The sequence below is a fragment of the Jiangella endophytica genome, assembly GCF_003427025.1.
Lineage (GTDB): Bacteria > Actinomycetota > Actinomycetes > Jiangellales > Jiangellaceae > Jiangella > Jiangella endophytica.
Genome location: NZ_QVAI01000009.1, coordinates 213,425 through 233,075, shown reverse-complemented (window position 1 = coordinate 233,075; position 19,651 = coordinate 213,425). Strand labels below are relative to the sequence as shown.

Sequence of the window (19,651 nt, the reverse complement as noted above, 5' to 3'; positions counted from 1 at the left end):
GCTCCCCCGCGAACCCGCCCCGGTAGCCCACACCCCGGACAGGCAGACGAGGCACACCCCAGGAGTCTCAGGAAGCGGCGATAGGGTGTCAGGCGATCCGTCCCACTCCGACAGAAGGTCACCTCATATGCCCGAGAGCACACCTGTGCGCAAGGTCGCCATGCTCACGGCCGGCGGCCTGGCCCCGTGCCTGTCGTCGGCCGTCGGCGGCCTGATCGAGCGGTACACCGAGATCGCGCCCGAGGTCGAGATCATCGCCTACCTCGACGGCTACGCGGGCCTGCTGACCGGCCGCTCGATCACCATCACGCCCGAGATGCGGGCCACGGCGTCGCGGCTGCACCGGTTCGGCGGCTCACCCATCGGCAACAGCCGGGTCAAGCTGACCAACGTCGCCGACTGCGTCAAGCGCGGGCTGGTCCAGGAGGGCCAGGACCCGCTGCACGTGGCGGCCGAGCAGCTCACCCGCGACGGCGTCGACGTACTGCACACCATCGGCGGCGACGACACCAACACGACGGCGGCCGACCTCGCCGCGTTCCTCGGCACCAACGACTACGAGCTGACCGTGGTCGGGCTGCCGAAGACCGTCGACAACGACATCGTGCCGGTGCGGCAGAGCCTTGGCGCCTGGACGGCCGCCGAGCAGGGCTCGATCTACGCCCGCAACATCATCGCCGAGCACTCGTCCAACCCGCGCATGCTGATCGTGCACGAGGTCATGGGCCGGCACTGCGGCTGGCTGACGGGGGCCACGGCGCGCGCCTACCGCAAGTGGCTGGCCGCCCAGGAGTGGGCGCCGGAGCTGGGCGTCGACCCGCGTCGCTGGGACGTCCACGCCGTCTACGTGCCGGAGCAGAAGCTCGACCTCGACGCCGAGGCCGGCCGGCTGCGCTCGCTCATGGACGCGCTCGGCTGCGTCAACATCTTCCTGTCCGAGGGCGCCGGCGTCGAGGCCATCGTCGCCGAGCTCGAGGCGGCCGGCGAAGAGGTCCCACGCGACCCGTTCGGCCACGTCAAGATCGACAAGATCAACCCCGGCGCCTGGTTCGCCGACCAGTTCGCCGCCCGCGTCGGCGCCGAGAAGGTCATGGTGCAGAAGAGCGGCTACTTCAGCCGGTCCGCCGCCGCCAACTCCGACGACCTGCGGCTGATCAAGAGCTGCACCGACCTCGCCGTCGAGTGCGCGCTGCGGCACGAGGGCGGGCTCATCGGACACGACGAGGAGCGCGGCGGCCGGCTGCGCGCCATCGAGTTCGACCGCATCAAGGGCGGCAAGGAGTTCGACCCGTCCACGCCGTGGTTCGCCGACCTGCTCGGCGCGATCGGGCAGCCGGCCTGACCTCGCTCGGCCAGCACCACCCCACGGCCGCGGCGAACGCACCCGTTCGTCGCGGCCGCGGATGGGTACGCCCTCACGGTGACTCGACAGCCGCCGGGAGGAGTGCCTCCGACGTGACGGACCGTCCCCGGTTCCGGCCCGACGTCGAGGGCCTGCGCGCTGTCGCGGTACTGCTGGTGCTCGCCTACCACGCCGGCCTGCCACTGGTCGGCGGCGGATTCGTCGGCGTCGACGTCTTCTTCGTCATCTCCGGTTTCCTCATCACCGGGCTGATCCTGCGCGAGGTCGAATCGACCGGCCGGCTGCGGCTGGGCCGGTTCTACGCGCGCCGGATCCGCCGGCTGCTCCCGGCGACGGCGGTCGTGCTCGCTGCGACCGCCGCGCTGACGATGCTGCTGCTGCCGCCGCTGCGCTGGCCGTCCGTGGCCGGCGACATCACGGCAGCGGCGACGTACGTGGTCAACTGGCGGCTCGCGGCGGACTCGGTGGACTACCTGGCCGCCGGCGACGCCCCCAGCCCCGTGCAGCACTTCTGGTCCCTCGCCGTCGAGGAGCAGTTCTACCTGCTCTGGCCGGTGCTGATCATCGCCCTGGTGTGGTGGCGGCGGCGCCGCCGCGGCACGCCGTCCCTGCGGCGGACGTTGCTGGCCGGGCTCGCGGTGGTCGCCGTCCCGTCGTTCGCGTGGTCGGTGCACCTGACCACCGCGTCGCCCGGCGCGGCGTACTTCGCGACGACGACGCGGGTGTGGGAGCTGGCGGCCGGTGCGGCGCTGGCGATCGGTGCGCGCCGGCTGGAGCGGCTGCCGCGCTGGGTGGCCGGCGCGCTGGCCGGCGGCGGGCTCGCGGCGATCGGCTGGGCGGCGCTGACCTATGACGCGACGACGGCGTTCCCCGGCACCGCGGCGCTCGTGCCGGTGCTGGGGACGGCCGCGGTGATCGCGGCGGGCGTGGCAACGGTGCGAACGGCGCCGGGGCGGCTGCTCGGGAGCGCACCGATGCGGTGGGTGGGCGGGCTGTCGTACTCGCTGTATCTGTGGCACTGGCCGCTGCTGATGGCGGCGAGCGCGGTGTGGGGCGCGCTGTCGCCGGCACAGGGCACGCTGGTGGTCGCGGCGGCGTTCGTCCCCGCCTGGCTGACGCACCGGCTGGTCGAGGCGCCGATCCACCACGCCCGCGTGCTCGCCGTCCGGCCCGGCCGGACGGTCGCCGTCGGGGTGGCGGCGACGGCGACGGCGCTGCTGGCCGCTCTCGTCACCGTCAAGGCGGTGCCGGAGTACGCGACGGCCGACGAGGCGCCCGGCGCCGCCGTCCTCGCACCGGACCCGGCCGGCGACCCCGACGGCATGCCCGTCGACCAGGTGCCGGCGCTGACCCCGGACCCGATCGACGTCCCCGAGGACAACCCGGACATCTACCCCGACGGCTGCCAGCAGAACGCCGAGGACGCCGACCTCGCCAGCTGCGCCTACGGCGACCTCGACTCCGACCGCGTCATCGCGCTGGCCGGCGACTCGCACGCCGCCCAGTGGCAGCCGGCGCTCGACGTGCTGGGCGAGAGGTACGGCTGGCGGATCGAGACCTACACGAAATCGTCGTGCGGGTTCTTCGCCGCCGAGGTCACCACCGCGGCCGGGGTGCCGTACACCTCGTGCCGCGAGTGGAACGAGGCGCTGCTGGACCGGCTGACCGGGCCGGACAAGCCGGACCTCGTGGTGACGTCCGGCAGCAACTCCTACCGGGTGTGGGAGGACGGCCGCGAGCTGGGCGACGACGCCAGCGCCGACCGCCTGGCCGACGGGCTGCGCGACAGCTGGCAGGCGGTGCGGGCGGCCGGCGTGGAGCTGGTGGTGCTGGAGAACACGCCGTGGCTCGACCAGGACCCGGCCGAGTGCGTCAGCGCCCACCCGGACCAGCTGACCGAGTGCGCCCGGCCGCGCGCCGACGCCGTCGAGAAGGCCGGCGACGAGCAGCACGTCGCCGCCCGCGAGCTGGGCGGCGTCGACGTCGTCGACCTCAACCGGGCCATCTGCCCGACCGACGAGTGCCCCGCGGTCATCGGCAACGTGGTGGTCTGGCGCGACGACCACCACCTCACCGCGACGTACGCCCGCAGCCTGGCCTCGCACCTGGACGCCGAGCTGCGGCCGTACCTCGCCGCTGCCCGCCGGTCAGCCGCCTAGGAAGGCTTCCAGCAGCGGGCCGGCGGTGCGCGAGCCGGACTCGCCGTCCTCGACGAACACCGCGACGGCGAGGTCGCCCTGGGTCGCGATCATCCAGGCGTGCGTGCGCGGCGGGGTCTCGGTGCCGTACTCGGCGGTGCCGGTCTTCGCGCCGACCGGGTCGCCCGGGACGTCGCCGAGGAACGCACCGCTCCCCTCCTCGACCACCGCGCGCATGAGGTCCTGCAGGACGGCGGCCTCGTCGGCGGTCAGCGTGCCCTCCGGCGGCGTGGCCGCGGGGTCGACCATCGTCGGCGCGACGGTGTGCCCGGCGGCGACCGACGCGGCCACCGTGGCCATGGCCAGCGGCGACGCCAGCACCTCGCCCTGCCCGATCATCGACGCGGCGTGCGCGGTGCCATCGGCCTCGGCCGGGACGGTGCCGAGGAACGCCGGCGCGCCGACCTGGTACTCGGCGCCGAGCCCGAGCGACGCCGCGGCCTGCGCCAGCGACGCCTGGTCGGCGACCGCGTTCTGGTTGATGAAGGCGGTGTTGCAGGAGTTCGCGACCGCCTCGCGCAGCGTGATGTCGCCGATCGCCCCGGACGGGTAGTCGCTGTAGTTGGAGAACTCGCGCCCGTCGACGGTCGCCGTCGGCGTGCACTCGACGGCGGAGTCGGAGGTCAACCCGGCGCGCAGCAGCGCCAGCGACGTCACGACCTTGAACGTCGAGCCCGGCGCGTACTGGCCGAGCGTCGCGGTCGAGTAGCCCTCGCCACCCGGCCCGCTGGCGGCGGCCAGAACGGCACCGGTGGACGGCTGGATCGCGACGATCGCGCTGGCCGGGGCGACGTCGGCCAGGAGGCCCTCGGCGCGGGACTGCAGCTCGACGTTCAGCGTCGTGGCCAGCGGGGTGCCGGGCGCCGCCTCGCGTTCGAACAGCACCTCCGGCTCGGCCGGCGCGGGCTCCTCCGCGGCCGGCGAGGCCGTGGCGGTAGCGGTGGGGTCGCCGGACGGCTCCGGCGGCACCAGCTCGACGGTCAGTCCGGACGTGCCGCCGAGCTGCGCGTCGTACTGCGCCTGGAGCCCGGACAGTCCGACGACATCACCCGCGACGATGCGCCCGCCGGACTCCTCGACCAGCTCCGCGGTGGCGTCGCCGACGGTCCCGAGGATCGGCCGGGCGAAGTCGCGCGTCGGCGCCAGGGCGAGGGTGTCCTCGATGGCGACCGCGCCCTCGATCGCCTCGATCTGCGCCAGCAGCGGCGCGGCATCGGCCTCGCGCAGCGTGATGGCATCGACGAAGGCCCGCTCTCCCGCGTTCTGGACCCGCTCGGCCAGGCCGGCCGGGTCGACGCCGACGACCTCGGCCAGCGCGGTGGCCGACTCAGGCGCCAGCGCGGCGTCGACGCGGGTCTTGTCGATGCCGACGCGGTAGACCGGCCGCTCGGTGACGATGACCTCGCCGCCGGCGCCCAGGATGTCGGCGCGCGTGGCCTGCGTCCGCGAGAGGTCGAGGGTGGCGCCGTCGGAGAGCTGCGGGTGCAGGATCGCGGGCGACCAGTCGACCGTCCAGCCGGCCTCGGTGTCCTCGGCGACGCGCAGGGTCGCGGTGGTCTGGTAGGTCCAGTCCGGAGCGTCCGGTGTGCCGCTCGCCGTAGGTGTCGGCGTGCTGGTGGTGGCCGCCGTGCCGGTGGGGCTCTCGGTGCCCGGCTCGGCGGCGGGCGCGCCGGAGCCGTCGAGGTCCCAGCCGACGTCGAGGGTGACCTGGCGGGTGTTCTCGTCGTCGGTCTGCTCGAGGTCGGTGACGGTGACGGTGCGCGTGGCCGCCCCCATGCCCGCGACGATCGCCTCGACGGCCGCCGTGGCGTCCTCGGCAGCGGTGTCGCCGAGCGGGACACCGGCGAGATCGCCGGAAGCCACGGCCTGGGCCAGCTGCTCGGCCACCGGGGTGGCGTCGGGCGGATCGTCGCCGCTGCACCCCGCCACCGTCGCCACCAGCACGCCTCCGGCCGTCGCCGCGAGGATTCGCCGCGGCGCCTTCTTCCAGATCATCGCTCCCCGTTCCTGCCCGTCGTCGAACACACCCGAGGGTATGTCTCCCGTGTCGATGGCCTGCCGCGACGCCGCGGCCGAGGCCCCAGGGGGCCACACCCTAGCGCCAATGTATGAGAGCGCCGGTCAGCCCAGTCGCCGCACGACCAGCCGGGCCACGTCGGCCAGGGCGGCGTCGACGCGCTCGGCGTCACGTTCCGTGCGGCGGCTCATGGCAACGATGACGATCGGCTCACCGGCCGGGTTCCACGCGACCCCGGCGTCGTTGTTGGTGCCGTAGTCGCCGGCGCCCGTCTTGTCGGCCAGCAGCCAGCCGTCCGGCAGCGCGTCGCGGAACCGCGGACCGGACGTCGTGTTGGCCAGCATCCAGTTCCGCAGCCGGCGCCGGTCCGCCGGTCGCAGCAGGTCGCCGACGAGCAGGCCGGCGAACGTCCGGGCCAGCGCCGCCGGCGTGGAGGTGTCGCGGACGTCGCCCGGCTCGGCCGAGTTGAGCTCGATCTCCCAGCGGTCCAGCCGGGTGGCGCGGTCGCCGAGGGAACGGGCGAACGCGGTCAGCCCGCGCGGCCCGCCGACCTCGCGCAGCAGCAGGTTCCCGGCGGCGTTGTCGCTGTAGCGGATCGCGGCGTCGCACAGCTCGGCGACGGTCATGCCGGTGTCGACGTGCTCCGCGGTGATCGCCGAGTTCAGCAGGATGTCGGCCGGCGGGTACCAGACCCGATGATCCAGGCGCGCGTCGTCGAGGTCGCGCAGCACGGCGGCCGCGACGACGGACTTGAACACCGACAGGATCGGGAACCGGTCGCCGGCCCGGTGCGCCAGTTGAGCGCCGGTCGCGAGGTTCGTCGCGCTGACGCCGAGCACGACGTCGTGGGTGCGCTCCAGCTCGCGGACCGCCGGGTCCTCGCCGGAGCCCGTGGCGCCGGCCGTTCCGCCGCCGAGCACGCCGGCCGACGCGGCCAGCGGGACGGCGAGGCCGAGGCGCAGAAGGGTGCGGCGGCTGGGCTGCGGACGGTCCATCGGGTTCCTCCTCGAAAGCGGCGGGTCGAGCCCGATCACCGTCGCAAGGCGGCCGCACCGATGTCCAAGACGCAACCGCCACCGATCCATGCCGAATGTGTATCGTTGCTGCCTGTGGACCTGCTGAGGCAGCTCGAGGCGTTCGTCGCGGTGGCCGAGGCGCGCAGTTTCACCCGCGGCGCCGACCTCTGCGGCATGCCGCAGCCGGTGGTCAGCCGGCGGGTCGCGGCGCTCGAGCGCGACCTCGGCAGCACGCTGCTGCACCGCACGTCGCGGCAGGTCGAGCTGACCGACGCCGGCCGCACGCTGCTCCCCCACGCCGCCGACCTCGTCGCCCGGGCCGGGCACTTCCGCGAGCTCGCCGCCGCGGCCCGCGCCGCCGGGCTCAGCGCCGGCATCCCGGCCGGCCCGGACCCGCGGGCCTTGGTCGCCGCCCGTCGCGCGGCCGCGGCAGCCGGCGTCACGCTGACCTTCACCGAGCAGCCCGCCGACGAGCGGGCGGCCCTGGTGCGCCGCGGCCGGCTCGACGTCGCCCTGCTGCCCTGCCCGCCGGACGCGGAGGAGACCGGCGCGGAGCTCGGCGCGGCCACCGCGACCGGCGACCTGCGCGGCCGGCGGCTGCACCTGGACCAGCTGCGCCGCTCCGGTGGCGACCACGGCCGGCCGAGAGTGCTGCACCTGTCCGCCGAGGACGACGTGCCCTGGGTGCGCGACCCGGTTCACCGGGCCGCCCGGCTGGCCGGTCTGCTGGACGGCCAGCTGTGCGTGGGCACACCCGACACCGAGGCGCTGACCGGCGCGCTCGAGTACGGCGACGCGATCCTGTGTACCCCGGCCTGGGCCGCGGCGCACCGGCTGCGCTGGCGCCCGCTCGGCGACGTCGCCGTCCGCCGCACCTACGCCGTCGCCAGCCGGCCGCGAGTGGCGCGCGAACTCGTCGGCGCCGTCCTGCCGGCCCTGGCCCGCGCGGCCGGCCTCGTCACCGACCCGGAGGACCCGCGATGACCACGTCCGACGCGTTCGGCTTCTCGGGTGAGGCGGTGCGGACGGCGCACGACATCCGCGCCGACTGGGCCGCCACCGGGCTGCGCGGCGCGCTGTACGCCCGCAACATCGACACCGGCGAGGACCTCGGGTTCGACATCCACGTGCCGTACGCGCTGGCGTCGGTGAGCAAGCTGCCACTGGCACTCGTCGTGCTCGACCTCATCGCGGCCGGCGAGCTCGATCCCGCGCGCCCGGTCGACCTCGTCCCCGGGCGCATGACGCCCGGCCCGACCGGCGCCGCGCTGTTCCGGCACCCGAGCCGCATCGCGCTGGAGGATCTGCTGCTGCTCATGCTGTCGGTCAGCGACAACGCCGCCGCCGACGCCGTCTTCGCGCTGGTGCCGCCCGAGCGGGTGACGGCGACGCTGCAGGGCTGGGGGTGCGACGGCATCGTCGTGCGGCACCCGATGCGGCGACTGTACGAGGCCGCGGCCGCCGTGGCGCCGGACGACCCGGTGCTGGCGCTGGAGCTGGCCGTCCGGGCGACCACCGACGGCGGCGGGCACGTGCTGCCGACCCTCGACGTCGCGGCGGCCACCAGCGGGACCGCCGCCGGGCTCGTGTCGCTGGTCGCGCGCGTCTGGACCGACGACGTCAGCGTGCCGGCGGCGACGGCGCAGCTGCGGGAACTGCTGGGCCACCAGGTGAACCGCGGCCGCATGACGTCGGAGCTGGCCGCCGACTCCGTCACCGTCAGCAGCAAGACCGGCACGTTCCTCAACCTGCGGCACGAGGCCGGCATGGTCGCCACGTCCACCGGCGACCGCGTGGCCGTCGCCGCCCTCACCGCGTCGACCGTCGCGGCCCGGTCGCAGCCGGAGGCGGACCGCGCGATCGGCCGCGCCGCCCGCGCCGCGGTCGACGTGCTGCGGGTCTAGGGATCGTCAGCCCGGGCGGACCACGACCAGGCCGCCACAGGAGCACCGGGCGTAGCCGACGAAGCCGTCGCCCGTCCGGTGCCAGGACGTCACGCGGTCCGGCCGCACGGTGACGCCGCACCGGCCGCAGGCCCGGACCACTTCGAGGAGTCGATCGCTCATGACTCCACCGTGCTGTAATGGCATTGTGCATTTCAACCATTACAGCGACGAGGGTGCGCTCCTGGCCGCGGCTGTGGTGAACGCCCGCATCGACTCCGCCGCCGACGTCACCCGGCTGGCGGCCGAGCACGACCTGCTGCTGGAACGCCCTCCGTCCGAGGACGACGCGGCCGGACTGCGGCGCTGGCGGGCCGCGCTGGCCGGCGTCGTCGACGCCCCGGGCGACGGCGAGCGCATCGAGGCGCTGAACCGGCTGCTCGCCCGCGGAACGTCGCACCCGCGCATCAGCCTGCACAACGGCCCGCCGCACGTGCACTTCCGCCCCGACGACGTGCCGCCGGAGCGGCAGTTCGCGGCGATCACCGCGTTCGGGCTGGCGTGGTTCCTCACCCAGCGCGGGCTGCACCGGCTGGCCCGCTGCGCCGCCGACGACTGCACCGTCGCCTTCGCCGACGTCACCCGCAACGGCCGGCAGCGCTACTGCTCGCCGCGCTGCGCCAACCGCCAGGCCGTCCGGCGGCACCGCGCCCGGTGAGCCCGCCCGCTGGAGGTCTGCGGTCGGATGTGACGGCAGACCTCCATCGCGCGCGCGATAGCGCTCTGCGGTCGCATGCGACGGCAGAGCTCTAGCGACGGGACAACTGGTCCGGCCGCAGGGTCAGCCGCCGCAGCAGCTGGGCGTTGGCCGCGACGATGACCGTCGACGCGGTCATGGCGACGGCGGCGGCCGCCGGCGGCAGCACGAACCCGATCGGCGCCAGCACGCCGGCCGCGAGCGGCACGGACACCAGGTTGTACCCCGTCGCCCACACCAGGTTCTGCACCATCTTCCGGTAGCTGGCCGTGGACAGCCGCCGGGCCGAGACGACGCCGCGCGGGTCGTCGGACGCGAGCACCACGCCGGCGGACTCGACCGCGACGTCGGTGCCGGCGCCGATCGCGACACCGACGTCGGCGCGAGCCAGCGCGGGAGCGTCGTTGACGCCGTCGCCGACCATCGCGACCGACAGACCGCGCTCCTGCAGCGACGTCACCGCGGCGTCCTTGTCCTCCGGCAGCACCTCGGCGAACACCTCGTCGATGCCGACCTTCGCCGCCACCGACTCGGCGACGTTGCGGGCGTCGCCGGTGATCATCACCGTGTGCACCTTCTCGGCCCGCAGCAGCGCGACCGCCTCGCGCGACTCCGGCCGGATCTCGTCGGCCAGCGCCAGCGCGCCGAGAACGGCGCCGTCGCGGACGACGTAGAGGACGGTCGAGCCGGCCGCCGCCCACTCGGCGACGGACGGGGCGACGGGCTCCGGCACCGGCAGGTCCAGATCGCGCAGCAGGCCGGGCCCGCCGACCGCGAGCTGCGCGCCGCCGACGACCGCGCGGACGCCCTTGCCGGTGAGCGAGCGGAACTCCGTCGCCGCCGGGATCGGCCCGCGTGCCGACGCGGCCGCGACGACCGCCGTGGCCAGCGGGTGCTCGGAGTCGCGCTCGGCCGCCGCGGCCAGCGCCAGCAGCTCGCCCTCGCCCGCCGGGCCGGCCGTGGCCACCCCGGAGACCGCCGGACGGCCCATCGTCAGCGTGCCGGTCTTGTCGAACAGGACGGCGTCGACCTGGCGCATGCGCTCCAGCGCCAGCCGGTCCTTGACCAGGATGCCGGCCCGGGCGGACATCGCCGTCGAGATCGCGATCACCAGCGGGATGGCCAGCCCGAGGGCGTGGGGGCAGGCGATGACCAGCACCGTCACGGTGCGTTCGACGGCGTCCGACGGTTCGCCCAGCAGCGCCCACACGACGAACGTCAGCGCGCCGACGCCGAGCGCGAACCAGAACAGCCACGCGGCGGCGCGGTCGGCCAGCGCCTGCGCCCGCGAGCTGGACGCCTGTGCGTCGGCGACCAACCGCTGGATGCCGGCCAGCGCGGTGTCGTCGCCGACGGCGTTGACCTCGATGCGGATGGCGGTGTCGGTGGCGACCGTGCCGGCGACGACGCGGTCGCCCGGCCCGCGGGTGACGGTCTTCGACTCGCCCGTGACGGTGGACTCGTCGACCTCGGCGGTCCCCTCGGCGACGACGCCGTCGGCCGGGACCCGCCCGCCGGAACGCACCAGGACGACGTCACCGACCGCCAGCTCGGCCAGCGGCACCTCGGTCAGTGTCCCGTCCGCGCCGACCCGCTCGGCGGTGTCGGGCAGCAGTTCGGCCAGCGCCTGCAGCGCACCCGACGCCTGCCCGAGGGCCCGCATCTCCAGCCAGTGGCCGAGCAGCATGACCACGATCAGGAGCGCCAGCTCCCACCAGAAGTCGAGGTCCAGACCGCCGATCTCCAGCGTGGTCAGCCCGCTCGCGACGAACGCGACGGTGATGGCCAGCGAGATCAGCGTCATCATGCCGGGCAGCCGGTCGGCCAGTTCCGCCTTGGCGCCGGTGAGGAACGGCCAGCCGCCGTAGAAGAACAGGAACGTGCCGAGCACCGGCGGAATCCAGGTGCCCCAGCCGGGCACCTCGTAGCCGATCAGGTCGGCGAACATCGCGCTGAAGCCGACCACGGGGACGGCCAGGACCAGGCTCACCCAGAACTTGTCCCGGAACATGCTGCCGTCGCCGTGCCCGGCGTGCTTGTCGTGCCCGGAGTGGCCGGCGTGACCCGCCGGCCCGGCCCCGTGACCAGCGTGGTCGTGGGCGCCGCGATGCTCCGTCGCGACGGCGTGCTCGTGCTGCTCCATGGTCGCTTCACCTCTCATCGGCTCGGACCATGCAACAGCATACCCCCTAGGGGTATTCCGATCAGGTCAGCGTGACGGTGACCACGTCGGCGTCGGCATCGGGCTCGACGTCGAGGACGGCGACCCGCCCGGCCGCCCGCACGTCGTCGAGCAGCTCGCCGGCCGCGGTGACGTCGGCCGGCCGGACCCGCGCGACCGCCCGCGCGACGTCGGTCCGCAGCGACAGCTGCGCCTCGGTCTTGGCCTTGCGCACCGCCCCGATCAGGGCCGAAGCCGTGGAGAACAGCTCCGCCTCGGCCCGCACGACGCCCTCGGCGGCCGGCCACGGAGCCAGGTGCACCGAGCCGTCGCGCCACCACGACCAGACCTCCTCGGTGACGAACGGCAGGAACGGAGCGAACAGCCGCAGCTGCACCGACAGCGCCCGCCGCAGCGCCGCCCGGGCCGACGCCGCACCCGCGTCGTCGCCGGAGTCGCCGTAGGCACGGGCCTTCACCAGCTCGACGTAGTCGTCGCAGAAGTCCCAGAAGAACCGCTCGGCGACCTCGAGCGCGCGGGTGTGGTCGTAGTCGTCGAGGGCGCGGGTCGCGGCGGCGACGGTGTGGTCCAGCGCCGCCAGCATGGCGCGGTCCAGCGGCGCGGTGGCCTCGGCGCCGTCGGCCACCGGGCCGAGCCCGAGCACGAACCGGCTCACATTGAGGATCTTCATCGCCAGCCGGCGGCCGATCTTCATCTGGCCGGGGTCGAACGCGGTGTCGGCGCCCGGCCGGCCGCTGGCCGCCCAGTAGCGGACGCCGTCGGAGCCGTACTGCTCGAGCAGGTCCAGCGGCGTGACGACATTTCCGGCGGACTTGGACATCTTCTTGCGGTCGGGGTCGAGGATCCAGCCGGAGATGGCCGCATGCCGCCAAGGGAGCACGCCGTGTTCGAGGTGCGCGCGGACGACGCTGGCGAACAGCCAGGTGCGGATGATCTCGTGCGCCTGCGGCCGCAGGTCCATGGGGAACACGCGCGCGAACAGGTCGTCGTCGGCCTCCCAGCCTCCGGCGATCTGCGGCGTCAGCGACGACGTCGCCCAGGTGTCCATGACATCGGGATCGCCGGTGAAGCCACCGGGCACGCCGCGCTGCGCCTCGGCGTAGCCGGGCGGCGCATCGGAGGATGGGTCGACCGGCAGGTCGCCCTCGGCCGGGATGATCGGCGCGTCGTGGACCGGCGACCCGGCGTCGTCGAGCGGATACCAGAGCGGGATCGGCACACCGAAGAACCGCTGCCGGCTGATCAGCCAGTCGCCGTTGAGCCCGCCGACCCAGTTCTCGTACCGCACCCGCATGTGCTCCGGATGCCACTGGAGCTCGCGCCCGCGCTCGAGCAGCGCCTCGCGCAGCGCCTCGTCGCGCCCGCCGTTGCGGATGTACCACTGCCGGGTGGTGACGATCTCGAGCGGGCGGTCGCCCTTCTCGTAGAACTTCACCGCGTGGGTGATCGGGCGTGGCTCGCCGACGAGACCGCCGGCCTCGCGCAGCAGCTCGGCCACCCGCTCGCGGGCGGTGTGCACCGTCGCGCCGGCGAGCTGCTCGTACGCCGCCCGGCCGACGGAGTCGTCGAGCCACGGCGGCACGTCGCGCAGCAGCCGGCCGTCGCGGCCGACCACGGGACGGGTGGGCAGCGCCAGCTCACGCCACCAGGTGACGTCGGTGGTGTCGCCGAAGGTGCAGATCATGGCCGCGCCGGTGCCCTTCTCGGGGTCGGCGAGGCGGTGCGCGACGACGGGGACGTCGACGCCGAACAGCGGCGTGCGCACAGTCGTCCCGACCAGAGCGGCGTAGCGCGCGTCGTCGGGATGCACGACGACGGCGACACAGGCCGGCAGCAGCTCGGGCCGAGTCGTCGCGATGAGCAGCGGCTCGCCGTCGGCGCGGGTGAACACGAGGTCGTGGTAGGCGCCGGGCCGCTCGCGGTCGTCCAGCTCGGCCTGCGCGACCGCCGTCCGGAACGTGACGTCCCACAGGGTGGGCGCCTCGGCGAGATAGGCCTCGCCGCGAGCGAGGTTGCGCAGGAACGCGCGCTGCGACGCCCGCCGGGCCGCCGCGTCGATGGTCTGGTAGCCGTGCGACCAGTCGACCGAGAGCCCCAGCCGCCGCCACAGCTCCTCGAACACGCGCTCGTCCTCGGCCGTCAGCCGCTCGCACAGCTCGATGAAGTTGCGCCGCGACACCGGCAGCTGGTCCTTCGCCGCCCGCTTACCCGGTGGCGGCTCGAAGCCGGGGTCGTACGGCAGCGACGGGTCGCAGCGCACCCCGAAGTGGTTCTGCACCCGCCGCTCGGTGGGCAGGCCGTTGTCGTCCCACCCCATCGGGTAGAAGACCGCTTTGCCGCACATGCGCTGGTAGCGCGCGACGACATCGGTGTGCGTATAGGAGAAGACGTGCCCGACGTGCAGCGAGCCGCTCACCGTGGGCGGCGGCGTGTCGATGGAGTACACCTCGGCACGCGGGCGGGTGCGGTCGAACCGATAGACGCCGTCGCGCTCCCAGCGTGTCACCCATACCTCGTCCAGCCCGTCGACGGTGGGCCGGTCGGGAATCACGGGATCGATGCGGGAGATGTCAGTCACCCCGCCGAGCCTAATGGCGGCACACGGGTGCCATCCGGCGATTATCCGCGCGGGTTCGGCGCGACACGCCCGGCATGGCGGCAATTCATGACATCCTTCTCGTGCCGGTCGTGTCGGTCCACCGATCCACCCGGCCCGGAGCACGCCGCTGACCTGCGCGGATCAAGCGGCCAGGGGGTGTGGTCCGGCCCTGCGTGGCACTGATCGGCAGGGGCTTCCGGGGGGTCGAAGACGCGTTAGACGTGATTCATGCCCCGTTGGTTCCCGCGGGTCCACGCCTCGTGTAGCATTCCCAGCATTTCGGGCCCTCCTGTCGTCCACGGGCACGCGTGGCGACGGGGGGCTCGATGCTGAACTGACATTCATTGTGAATTGGAGACAGTGTGAAGACCTTCCGCGCGCGCGTCCGCGCTGCGGGCGCGCTGGCGGTGGCCCTGGTAACGGGTGCCACGCTGATCAGCGCCGCCGGCTCCGCAGCCGCTGCCGAGGAGATTCCGCAGGAGTCCCTCATTGTCCAGAGCTCGCCCGCCGAGTTCGACACCAAGATCGTCGGCGGTGAAGACGCCCCCGAGGGCAAGTACCCCTTCATCGCCTACCTGGTGATCGACGACCAGTTCGCCTGTGGCGGCTCGCTGATCGAGCCCGACGTCATCCTCACCGCGGCTCACTGCGTCAACGGCACCGGCCCGACCGACGGCATCGTCGCCTCGTTCGGCTCGGTCGACCTCGGCAGCCCGGACCTCGTCACGTACACCTCGGAGTACGTGTCGTCCGGCAACATCTCCGGCATCCCGAACGACTGGGCGCTGGTCCAGCTGTCCGAGCCGGTCGAGGGCATCGAGCCGGTCGAGATCGCCACCGACGACTCGCTGGACGCCTCCGAGACCTACACGGTCATCGGCTGGGGCGACCTGGAGGAGGGCGCCGGCGAGGGCAGCCAGTTCCTCCAGGAGGTCGAGGTCCCGAGCGTCAGCGACGACGACTGCGTCGCGGCCTACGCCGAGATCGGCATCGAGACCGCACCCGAGGTCGAGCTGTGCGCCGGTGACCTGGCGAACGGCGGCGTCGACTCCTGCCAGGGCGACTCCGGTGGCCCGCTGCTCGCCGGCGAAGAGGACGACTGGACCCAGATCGGTGTCGTCAGCTGGGGCGAGGGCTGCGCCCGCCCGGGCGTCCCGGGTGTCTACACCCAGCTGAGCGCCGTCACCGACAGCATCGCCGCGGTCCTCGACGGCAACACCGCGGCCGAGGTCGCCGACGTCACCATCGAGACCACCGCCGGTGAGCCGGTCGAAATCACCCTGACGGCCGACGACGCCGACGGCGACGACGTCACGTTCAAGGTGAGCGAGGCCGAGTTCGGCACGCTGACCACCGACGACGAGACCCTCACCACGCTGGTCTACACCCCGGCCGAGGGCTTCACCGGCGAGGACACCTTCCTGTACCTCGCCAACGACGGCAACACCGACGGCGTCCCCGCCACCGTGACCGTCACGGTCGCCGAGGCCGAGGAGCCCACGGAGACGCCGACCCCGACGCCCACCGACACCCCGTCCGAGGAGCCGAGCGAGACCCCGTCCGCGACGCCCACCGAGGACCCGGGTGACGAGGACGGCGAGGAGCTGCCCGACACCGGTTCGAACACCACCACCATGATCGGCCTGGCTCTGCTGCTGGCCGCCGGTGGTGCCGGTGCGGCCTTCGCGTCGCGCCGCCGCGCGACCGGCTCGAACGTCTGAGCTGATCGCCTAGCCAAGTAGCACGGTTCCACCGGTTCGGCGGTGGCGCATCTCACGGAGAGCGCCGCCGCCGAACTGCGTTTCAGGGCGTGAACAGCGGGTACCCACCCTCAGAAGGGCCGCCGGCGGCACCGGCGCCCCGCGACCGGCACCGGAAGGGTGGGTAGGCTCGAAACACATGTGCGGTCTCACCGGAGAATTCAGGTTCGACAACCGCCCCGCCGACCTCTCCTCGGTCGGCCTCATGTGCGACGCGATGGTGGCCCGGGGGCCCGACGACTCCGGCGCCTACGCGCACGGCTCGCTGGCGCTCGGCCACCGACGGCTGTCCATCATCGACCTGTCCCCACACGGCCATCAGCCGATGATCGACCCCGAGCTGGGGCTGGCCGTCGTCTTCAACGGCTGCATCTACAACTACCGCGAGCTGCGCGACGAGCTCAGCGGGTACGGCTACCGGTTCTTCTCGACGTCCGACACCGAGGTCATCGGCAAGGCGTACCACCGGTGGGGCGAGAACTTCGTCGACCACCTCATCGGCATGTTCGCGCTGGCGATCCACGAGCGCGACACCGGCCGGCTGGTGCTGGCCCGCGACCGTCTCGGCATCAAGCCCCTGTACCTCGCCGAGACGCCCGAGCGGCTGCGCTTCGCCAGCACGCTGCCGGCGCTGGTCCGGGCCGGCGGCGTCGACACCTCGATCGACCCGGTCGCGCTGCACCACTACCTCAGCTGGCACGCCGTCGTCCCGGCTCCGCACACGATCCTCGCCGGGGTGCGCAAGCTGCCGCCGGCCACCGTCCGCGTCGTCGAGCCTGACGGCGCCGGCCGCGAGCGGGTCTACTGGGATCCGTCCTTCACCCGCGACCCCGCGAAGGCCTCCTGGTCGGACACCGACTGGGAGGAGGCCGTCCTGGAAAGCCTCCGTGTCGCTGTCCGTCGTCGCCTGGTCGCCGACGTCCCGGTGGGCGTGCTGCTCTCCGGCGGCCTCGACTCCAGCCTCGTCGTCGGACTGCTCGCCCAGGAGGGGCAGACCGGGCTGAACACGTTCAGCATCGGGTTCGACGCGGTCGGCGGCGAGGAGGGCGACGAGTTCAAGTACTCCGACGTCATCGCCCGCGAGTTCGCCACCGACCACCACCGCATCCGCGTCGGCGCCGACCTGCTGCCGTCGCTGGGCGATGCCATCGCCGCGATGAGCGAGCCGATGGTCAGTCACGACGCCGTGGCCTTCTACCTGCTCAGCAAGGAGGTCAGCAGGCACGTCAAGGTCGTGCAGTCCGGGCAGGGCGCCGACGAGGTGTTCGCCGGCTACCACTGGTACCCGCCGCTGGCCGGCGTGGGCCGCGCCGACGCCGTCGCCACCTATGCGAAGGCGTTCCTCGACCGCGACCACGCCGCGATGGCCGAGGTCGTCGCGCCCGCCTACCTCACCGACGGCGCCGTCAGTCTCGACTTCGTCCGCGAGCACTTCACCAAGGACGGCGCCGAGACCGCGGTCGACGCCGCACTGCGGCTGGACACCCAGATCATGCTCACCGACGACCCGGTGAAGCGGGTCGACAACATGACGATGGCGTGGGGCCTGGAGGCCCGGGTGCCGTTCCTCGACCACGAGCTGGTCGAGCTGGCCGCCCAGTGCCCGCCGGAGCTGAAGCTGGCGCAGGACGGCAAGGGCGTGCTCAAGGAGGCCGCGCGCCGGGTCATCCCGCACGAGGTGATCGATCGCCCGAAGGGCTACTTCCCGGTGCCGGCGCTGAAGTACCTGCAGGGGCCGTACCTCGAACTCGTCGAGGACGCCCTGCACTCCGCCGCCGCGCGCGACCGCGGCCTGTTCCGGACCGAGTACGTCGACCGGCTGCGCCAGGACCCCAACGCCGACCTCACTCCCCTGCGCGGGAACCGGCTGTGGCAGCTGGGGCTGCTGGAGCTGTGGCTGCAGACGCAACTCCCCGGAGAGGGCGTGGGCAGGTGAGCGACGCCCGGCGCGGCCGAGGGGGCGGCGGCCAGTCGCTGTGGAGCAGGCCGTGGAAGGAGGCGCCGGAACACCTCGTCCGCGACATGAAGCGCGACGTCGTCGTCGACCTCGCGTGGGGCCGGCTGGTGTTCGCGCAGACGTTCGAGGACCCGCGCCACGTCATCGACCTGCTTCGGGCCGAGGAGGAGGGCCGCCGCGACATCGCGATGTACGTCGCCGACCCGCACGTCCTGGTGTCGCACGCGCCCGGCGAGCTGTTCATCGACCCCTCGCTGACGTACCGGCTGGAGCTGCACCGGTACCGGCCACGGCGCAACCCCGTCTCCGGCGTGTTCGTCCGCAAGATGAGCGAACTGGCCGACGCCGAGGAGATCAACCGGCTGTACGCGGCCCGCGGCATGGTCACCGGCGACACCGAGCTGATGTGGGGCAACCAGCGCACGCCGACGTTCACCTACCTGGTGGCGCAGGACGAGCGCTCCGGCGCGATCGTCGGCACCGTCACCGGCGTCGACCACGTCCGTGCGTTCGACGACCCCGACAACGGCGCCAGCCTGTGGAGCCTCGCCGTCGACCCGCAGTGCACCATTCCCGGTGTCGGCGAGGCGCTGGTCCGGGTGCTGGCCGAGCGGTACATCGGCCGCGGCCGCGACCACCTCGACCTGTCCGTCCTGCACGACAACGACCCGGCGATCCGGCTGTACACCAAGCTCGGGTTCCAGCGGGTCCCGGTGTTCGCGGTGAAGCGGAAGAACCCGATCAACGAGCCGCTCTACGTCGCCGGACCCACGGAGTCGACCGAACTGAACCCGTACGCGAAGATCATCGCCGACGAGGCGCGGCGGCGCGGCATCCTGGTAGAGATCACCGACGCCGAGAGCGGCGAGCTGCGGCTGTCGCACGGCGGGCGGCGCATCGTCACCCGCGAGTCGCTGTCCGAGCTGACCACGGCGGTCGCGATGAGCCGCTGCGACGACAAGCAGCTCACCCGGCGGATCTTCCAGCGAGCCGGGCTGTCGGTGCCGCGCGGCGTGTCGGCCTCGACGCCGGAGGCCGACGCGGCGTTCCTGGACGAGGTCGGTGAGGTCGTCGTCAAGCCGGTCCGCGGCGAGCAGGGCCGCGGCATCACCGTCGGCGTGACGTCCCCGGAGGGCCTGGCGGCCGCGGTGTCACTGGCCCGCACGTTCTGCCCCGACGTCCTGATCGAGGAGTGCGTCCACGGCGACGACCTGCGCATCGTCGTCATCGGCCACGAGGTCGTCGCCGCCGCCGTCCGCCGGCCCGCCACCGTGTACGGCACGGGCCGGCACACCGTCGCCGAGCTGATCGACGCGCACAGCCGGCGGCGCTCCGCCTCGACCGGCGGCGAGTCGCGGGTCCCGCTGGACGACACGACCGTGTCGACGGTCCGGGCCGGCGGCTACGAGCTGGACGACGTCCTCCCCGACGGCGACCCGCTGAAGGTCCGGCGCACCGCCAACCTGCACACCGGTGGCACGATCCACGATGTGACGGCCTCGCTGCACCCGGCGCTCGCGGCCGCCGCGGTGGCGGCCAGCGAGGCCATCGACATCCCGGTGACCGGGCTGGACATGATCGTGCCCAGCCCGGCGGAGGACGAGTACGTGCTGATCGAGGCGAACGAACGGCCCGGACTGGCCAACCACGAGCCCCAGCCCACCGCCGCACGCTTCGTCGACCTGCTGTTCCCCGCCACCCGCACCACGCCGCGGGCCTGGCAGCCGCCGCCTGTGCCGCAGTGAGGGTGGTGGGGTCGGTTCGGTGGGCCGGGCTCTCGTTGGGTTGAGTCTGCAGCGTTGGCCTGCCCCCTGCTGCTCTCCATGGTCGGGAGCGCGGGAGGCCGCCTCAAGCGGACTCCGTTGGGCGCTTCGCGCGGCGACGACCGCTTGACCCGACCACCCGCGCCCCCGTTCAAG

General features: G+C 73.6%; 13 protein-coding genes. 8 read left to right on the top strand and 5 right to left on the bottom strand.

Annotated elements, in window-relative coordinates:
• Positions 1-127 precede the first annotated feature (127 nt).
• A complete protein-coding gene (locus tag DZA62_RS19275; protein WP_116950533.1) occupies positions 128-1,342 on the top strand; it encodes a pyrophosphate--fructose-6-phosphate 1-phosphotransferase in 1,215 nt (404 codons plus the stop codon).
• A 113-nt stretch (positions 1,343-1,455) separates the two neighbouring features.
• A complete protein-coding gene (locus DZA62_RS19270) occupies positions 1,456-3,522 on the top strand; it encodes an acyltransferase family protein (protein WP_198663959.1) in 2,067 nt (688 codons plus the stop codon).
• Here DZA62_RS19270 and DZA62_RS19265 read toward each other — a convergent pair.
• Together DZA62_RS19265 and bla are read right to left on the bottom strand one after the other, a co-directional pair.
• On the bottom strand, positions 3,511-5,586 hold the full coding sequence (locus DZA62_RS19265) for a penicillin-binding transpeptidase domain-containing protein (RefSeq protein ID WP_198663958.1): 2,076 nt from the start codon (positions 5,584-5,586) through the stop codon (positions 3,511-3,513). The two genes, DZA62_RS19270 and DZA62_RS19265, sit on opposite strands and share 12 nt — an antisense overlap.
• Positions 5,587-5,682: 96 nt before the next feature.
• Positions 5,683-6,573, bottom strand: a complete 891-nt coding sequence (gene bla / locus DZA62_RS19260) for a class A beta-lactamase (RefSeq protein WP_116950531.1) — start codon at positions 6,571-6,573, stop codon at positions 5,683-5,685.
• Between the two features lie 114 nt (positions 6,574-6,687).
• Here bla and DZA62_RS19255 point away from each other — a divergent pair, with 114 nt between their 5' ends.
• Positions 6,688-7,578 carry a LysR family transcriptional regulator gene (locus tag DZA62_RS19255; protein WP_157987770.1) on the top strand — a complete coding sequence of 297 codons (891 nt, stop codon included), beginning with the start codon at positions 6,688-6,690 and terminating at the stop codon, positions 7,576-7,578.
• Positions 7,575-8,498: a serine hydrolase gene (locus DZA62_RS19250; protein ID WP_116950529.1), complete on the top strand. Its 924-nt coding sequence runs from the start codon at positions 7,575-7,577 to the stop codon at positions 8,496-8,498. Before DZA62_RS19255 ends, DZA62_RS19250 begins: the two co-directional genes overlap by 4 nt.
• 6 nt (positions 8,499-8,504) lie before the next feature.
• On the opposite strand, the gene DZA62_RS35800 is transcribed toward DZA62_RS19250, so the two are convergent.
• Positions 8,505-8,660 (bottom strand): hypothetical protein, encoded by a 156-nt coding sequence (locus DZA62_RS35800; RefSeq protein ID WP_157987769.1) that lies wholly within the window; start codon positions 8,658-8,660, stop codon positions 8,505-8,507.
• Between the two features lie 25 nt (positions 8,661-8,685).
• Between DZA62_RS35800 and DZA62_RS19245 the strand changes: the two genes are divergently transcribed.
• The gene (locus DZA62_RS19245; RefSeq protein ID WP_198663957.1) at positions 8,686-9,195 is read left to right on the top strand and encodes a CGNR zinc finger domain-containing protein; all 510 of its coding nucleotides are present in this window, start codon (positions 8,686-8,688) and stop codon (positions 9,193-9,195) included.
• A 91-nt stretch (positions 9,196-9,286) separates the two neighbouring features.
• Here DZA62_RS19245 and DZA62_RS19240 read toward each other — a convergent pair whose 3' ends face one another.
• Both DZA62_RS19240 and valS read right to left on the bottom strand, forming a co-directional pair.
• Positions 9,287-11,377, bottom strand: coding sequence for a heavy metal translocating P-type ATPase (locus DZA62_RS19240; RefSeq protein WP_116950527.1), 2,091 nt, complete (start codon positions 11,375-11,377; stop codon positions 9,287-9,289).
• Positions 11,378-11,438: 61 nt separating this feature from the next.
• The gene (valS, locus tag DZA62_RS19235; protein ID WP_116950526.1) at positions 11,439-13,994 is read right to left on the bottom strand and encodes a valine--tRNA ligase; all 2,556 of its coding nucleotides are present in this window, start codon (positions 13,992-13,994) and stop codon (positions 11,439-11,441) included.
• A gap of 383 nt (positions 13,995-14,377) precedes the next feature.
• Between valS and DZA62_RS19230 the strand changes: the two genes are divergently transcribed.
• The 3 genes from DZA62_RS19230 to ngg all read left to right on the top strand — a co-directional run bounded on the left by DZA62_RS19230 (position 14,378) and on the right by ngg (position 19,477).
• Entirely contained in the window at positions 14,378-15,736 is a 1,359-nt protein-coding gene (locus DZA62_RS19230) for a trypsin-like serine protease (protein WP_116950525.1), read from the top strand.
• 178 nt (positions 15,737-15,914) lie between these two features.
• On the top strand, positions 15,915-17,711 hold the full coding sequence (locus tag DZA62_RS19225; RefSeq protein ID WP_116950524.1) for an N-acetylglutaminylglutamine amidotransferase: 1,797 nt from the start codon (positions 15,915-15,917) through the stop codon (positions 17,709-17,711).
• The gene (gene ngg / locus DZA62_RS19220) at positions 17,708-19,477 is read left to right on the top strand and encodes an N-acetylglutaminylglutamine synthetase (RefSeq protein WP_232827536.1); all 1,770 of its coding nucleotides are present in this window, start codon (positions 17,708-17,710) and stop codon (positions 19,475-19,477) included. Before DZA62_RS19225 ends, ngg begins: the two co-directional genes overlap by 4 nt.
• The last annotated feature ends 174 nt before the right edge of the window (positions 19,478-19,651 follow it).

Coding starts and splice junctions, on each gene's coding strand:
- DZA62_RS19275 (WP_116950533.1), top strand. CDS start 128: ATGCCCGAGAGCACACCTGTGCGCAAGGTCGCCATGCTCACGGCCGGC.
- bla (WP_116950531.1), bottom strand. CDS start 6,573: ATGGACCGTCCGCAGCCCAGCCGCCGCACCCTTCTGCGCCTCGGCCTC.
- DZA62_RS19250 (WP_116950529.1), top strand. CDS start 7,575: ATGACCACGTCCGACGCGTTCGGCTTCTCGGGTGAGGCGGTGCGGACG.
- DZA62_RS35800 (WP_157987769.1), bottom strand. CDS start 8,660: ATGAGCGATCGACTCCTCGAAGTGGTCCGGGCCTGCGGCCGGTGCGGC.
- DZA62_RS19240 (WP_116950527.1), bottom strand. CDS start 11,377: ATGGAGCAGCACGAGCACGCCGTCGCGACGGAGCATCGCGGCGCCCAC.
- DZA62_RS19225 (WP_116950524.1), top strand. CDS start 15,915: ATGTGCGGTCTCACCGGAGAATTCAGGTTCGACAACCGCCCCGCCGAC.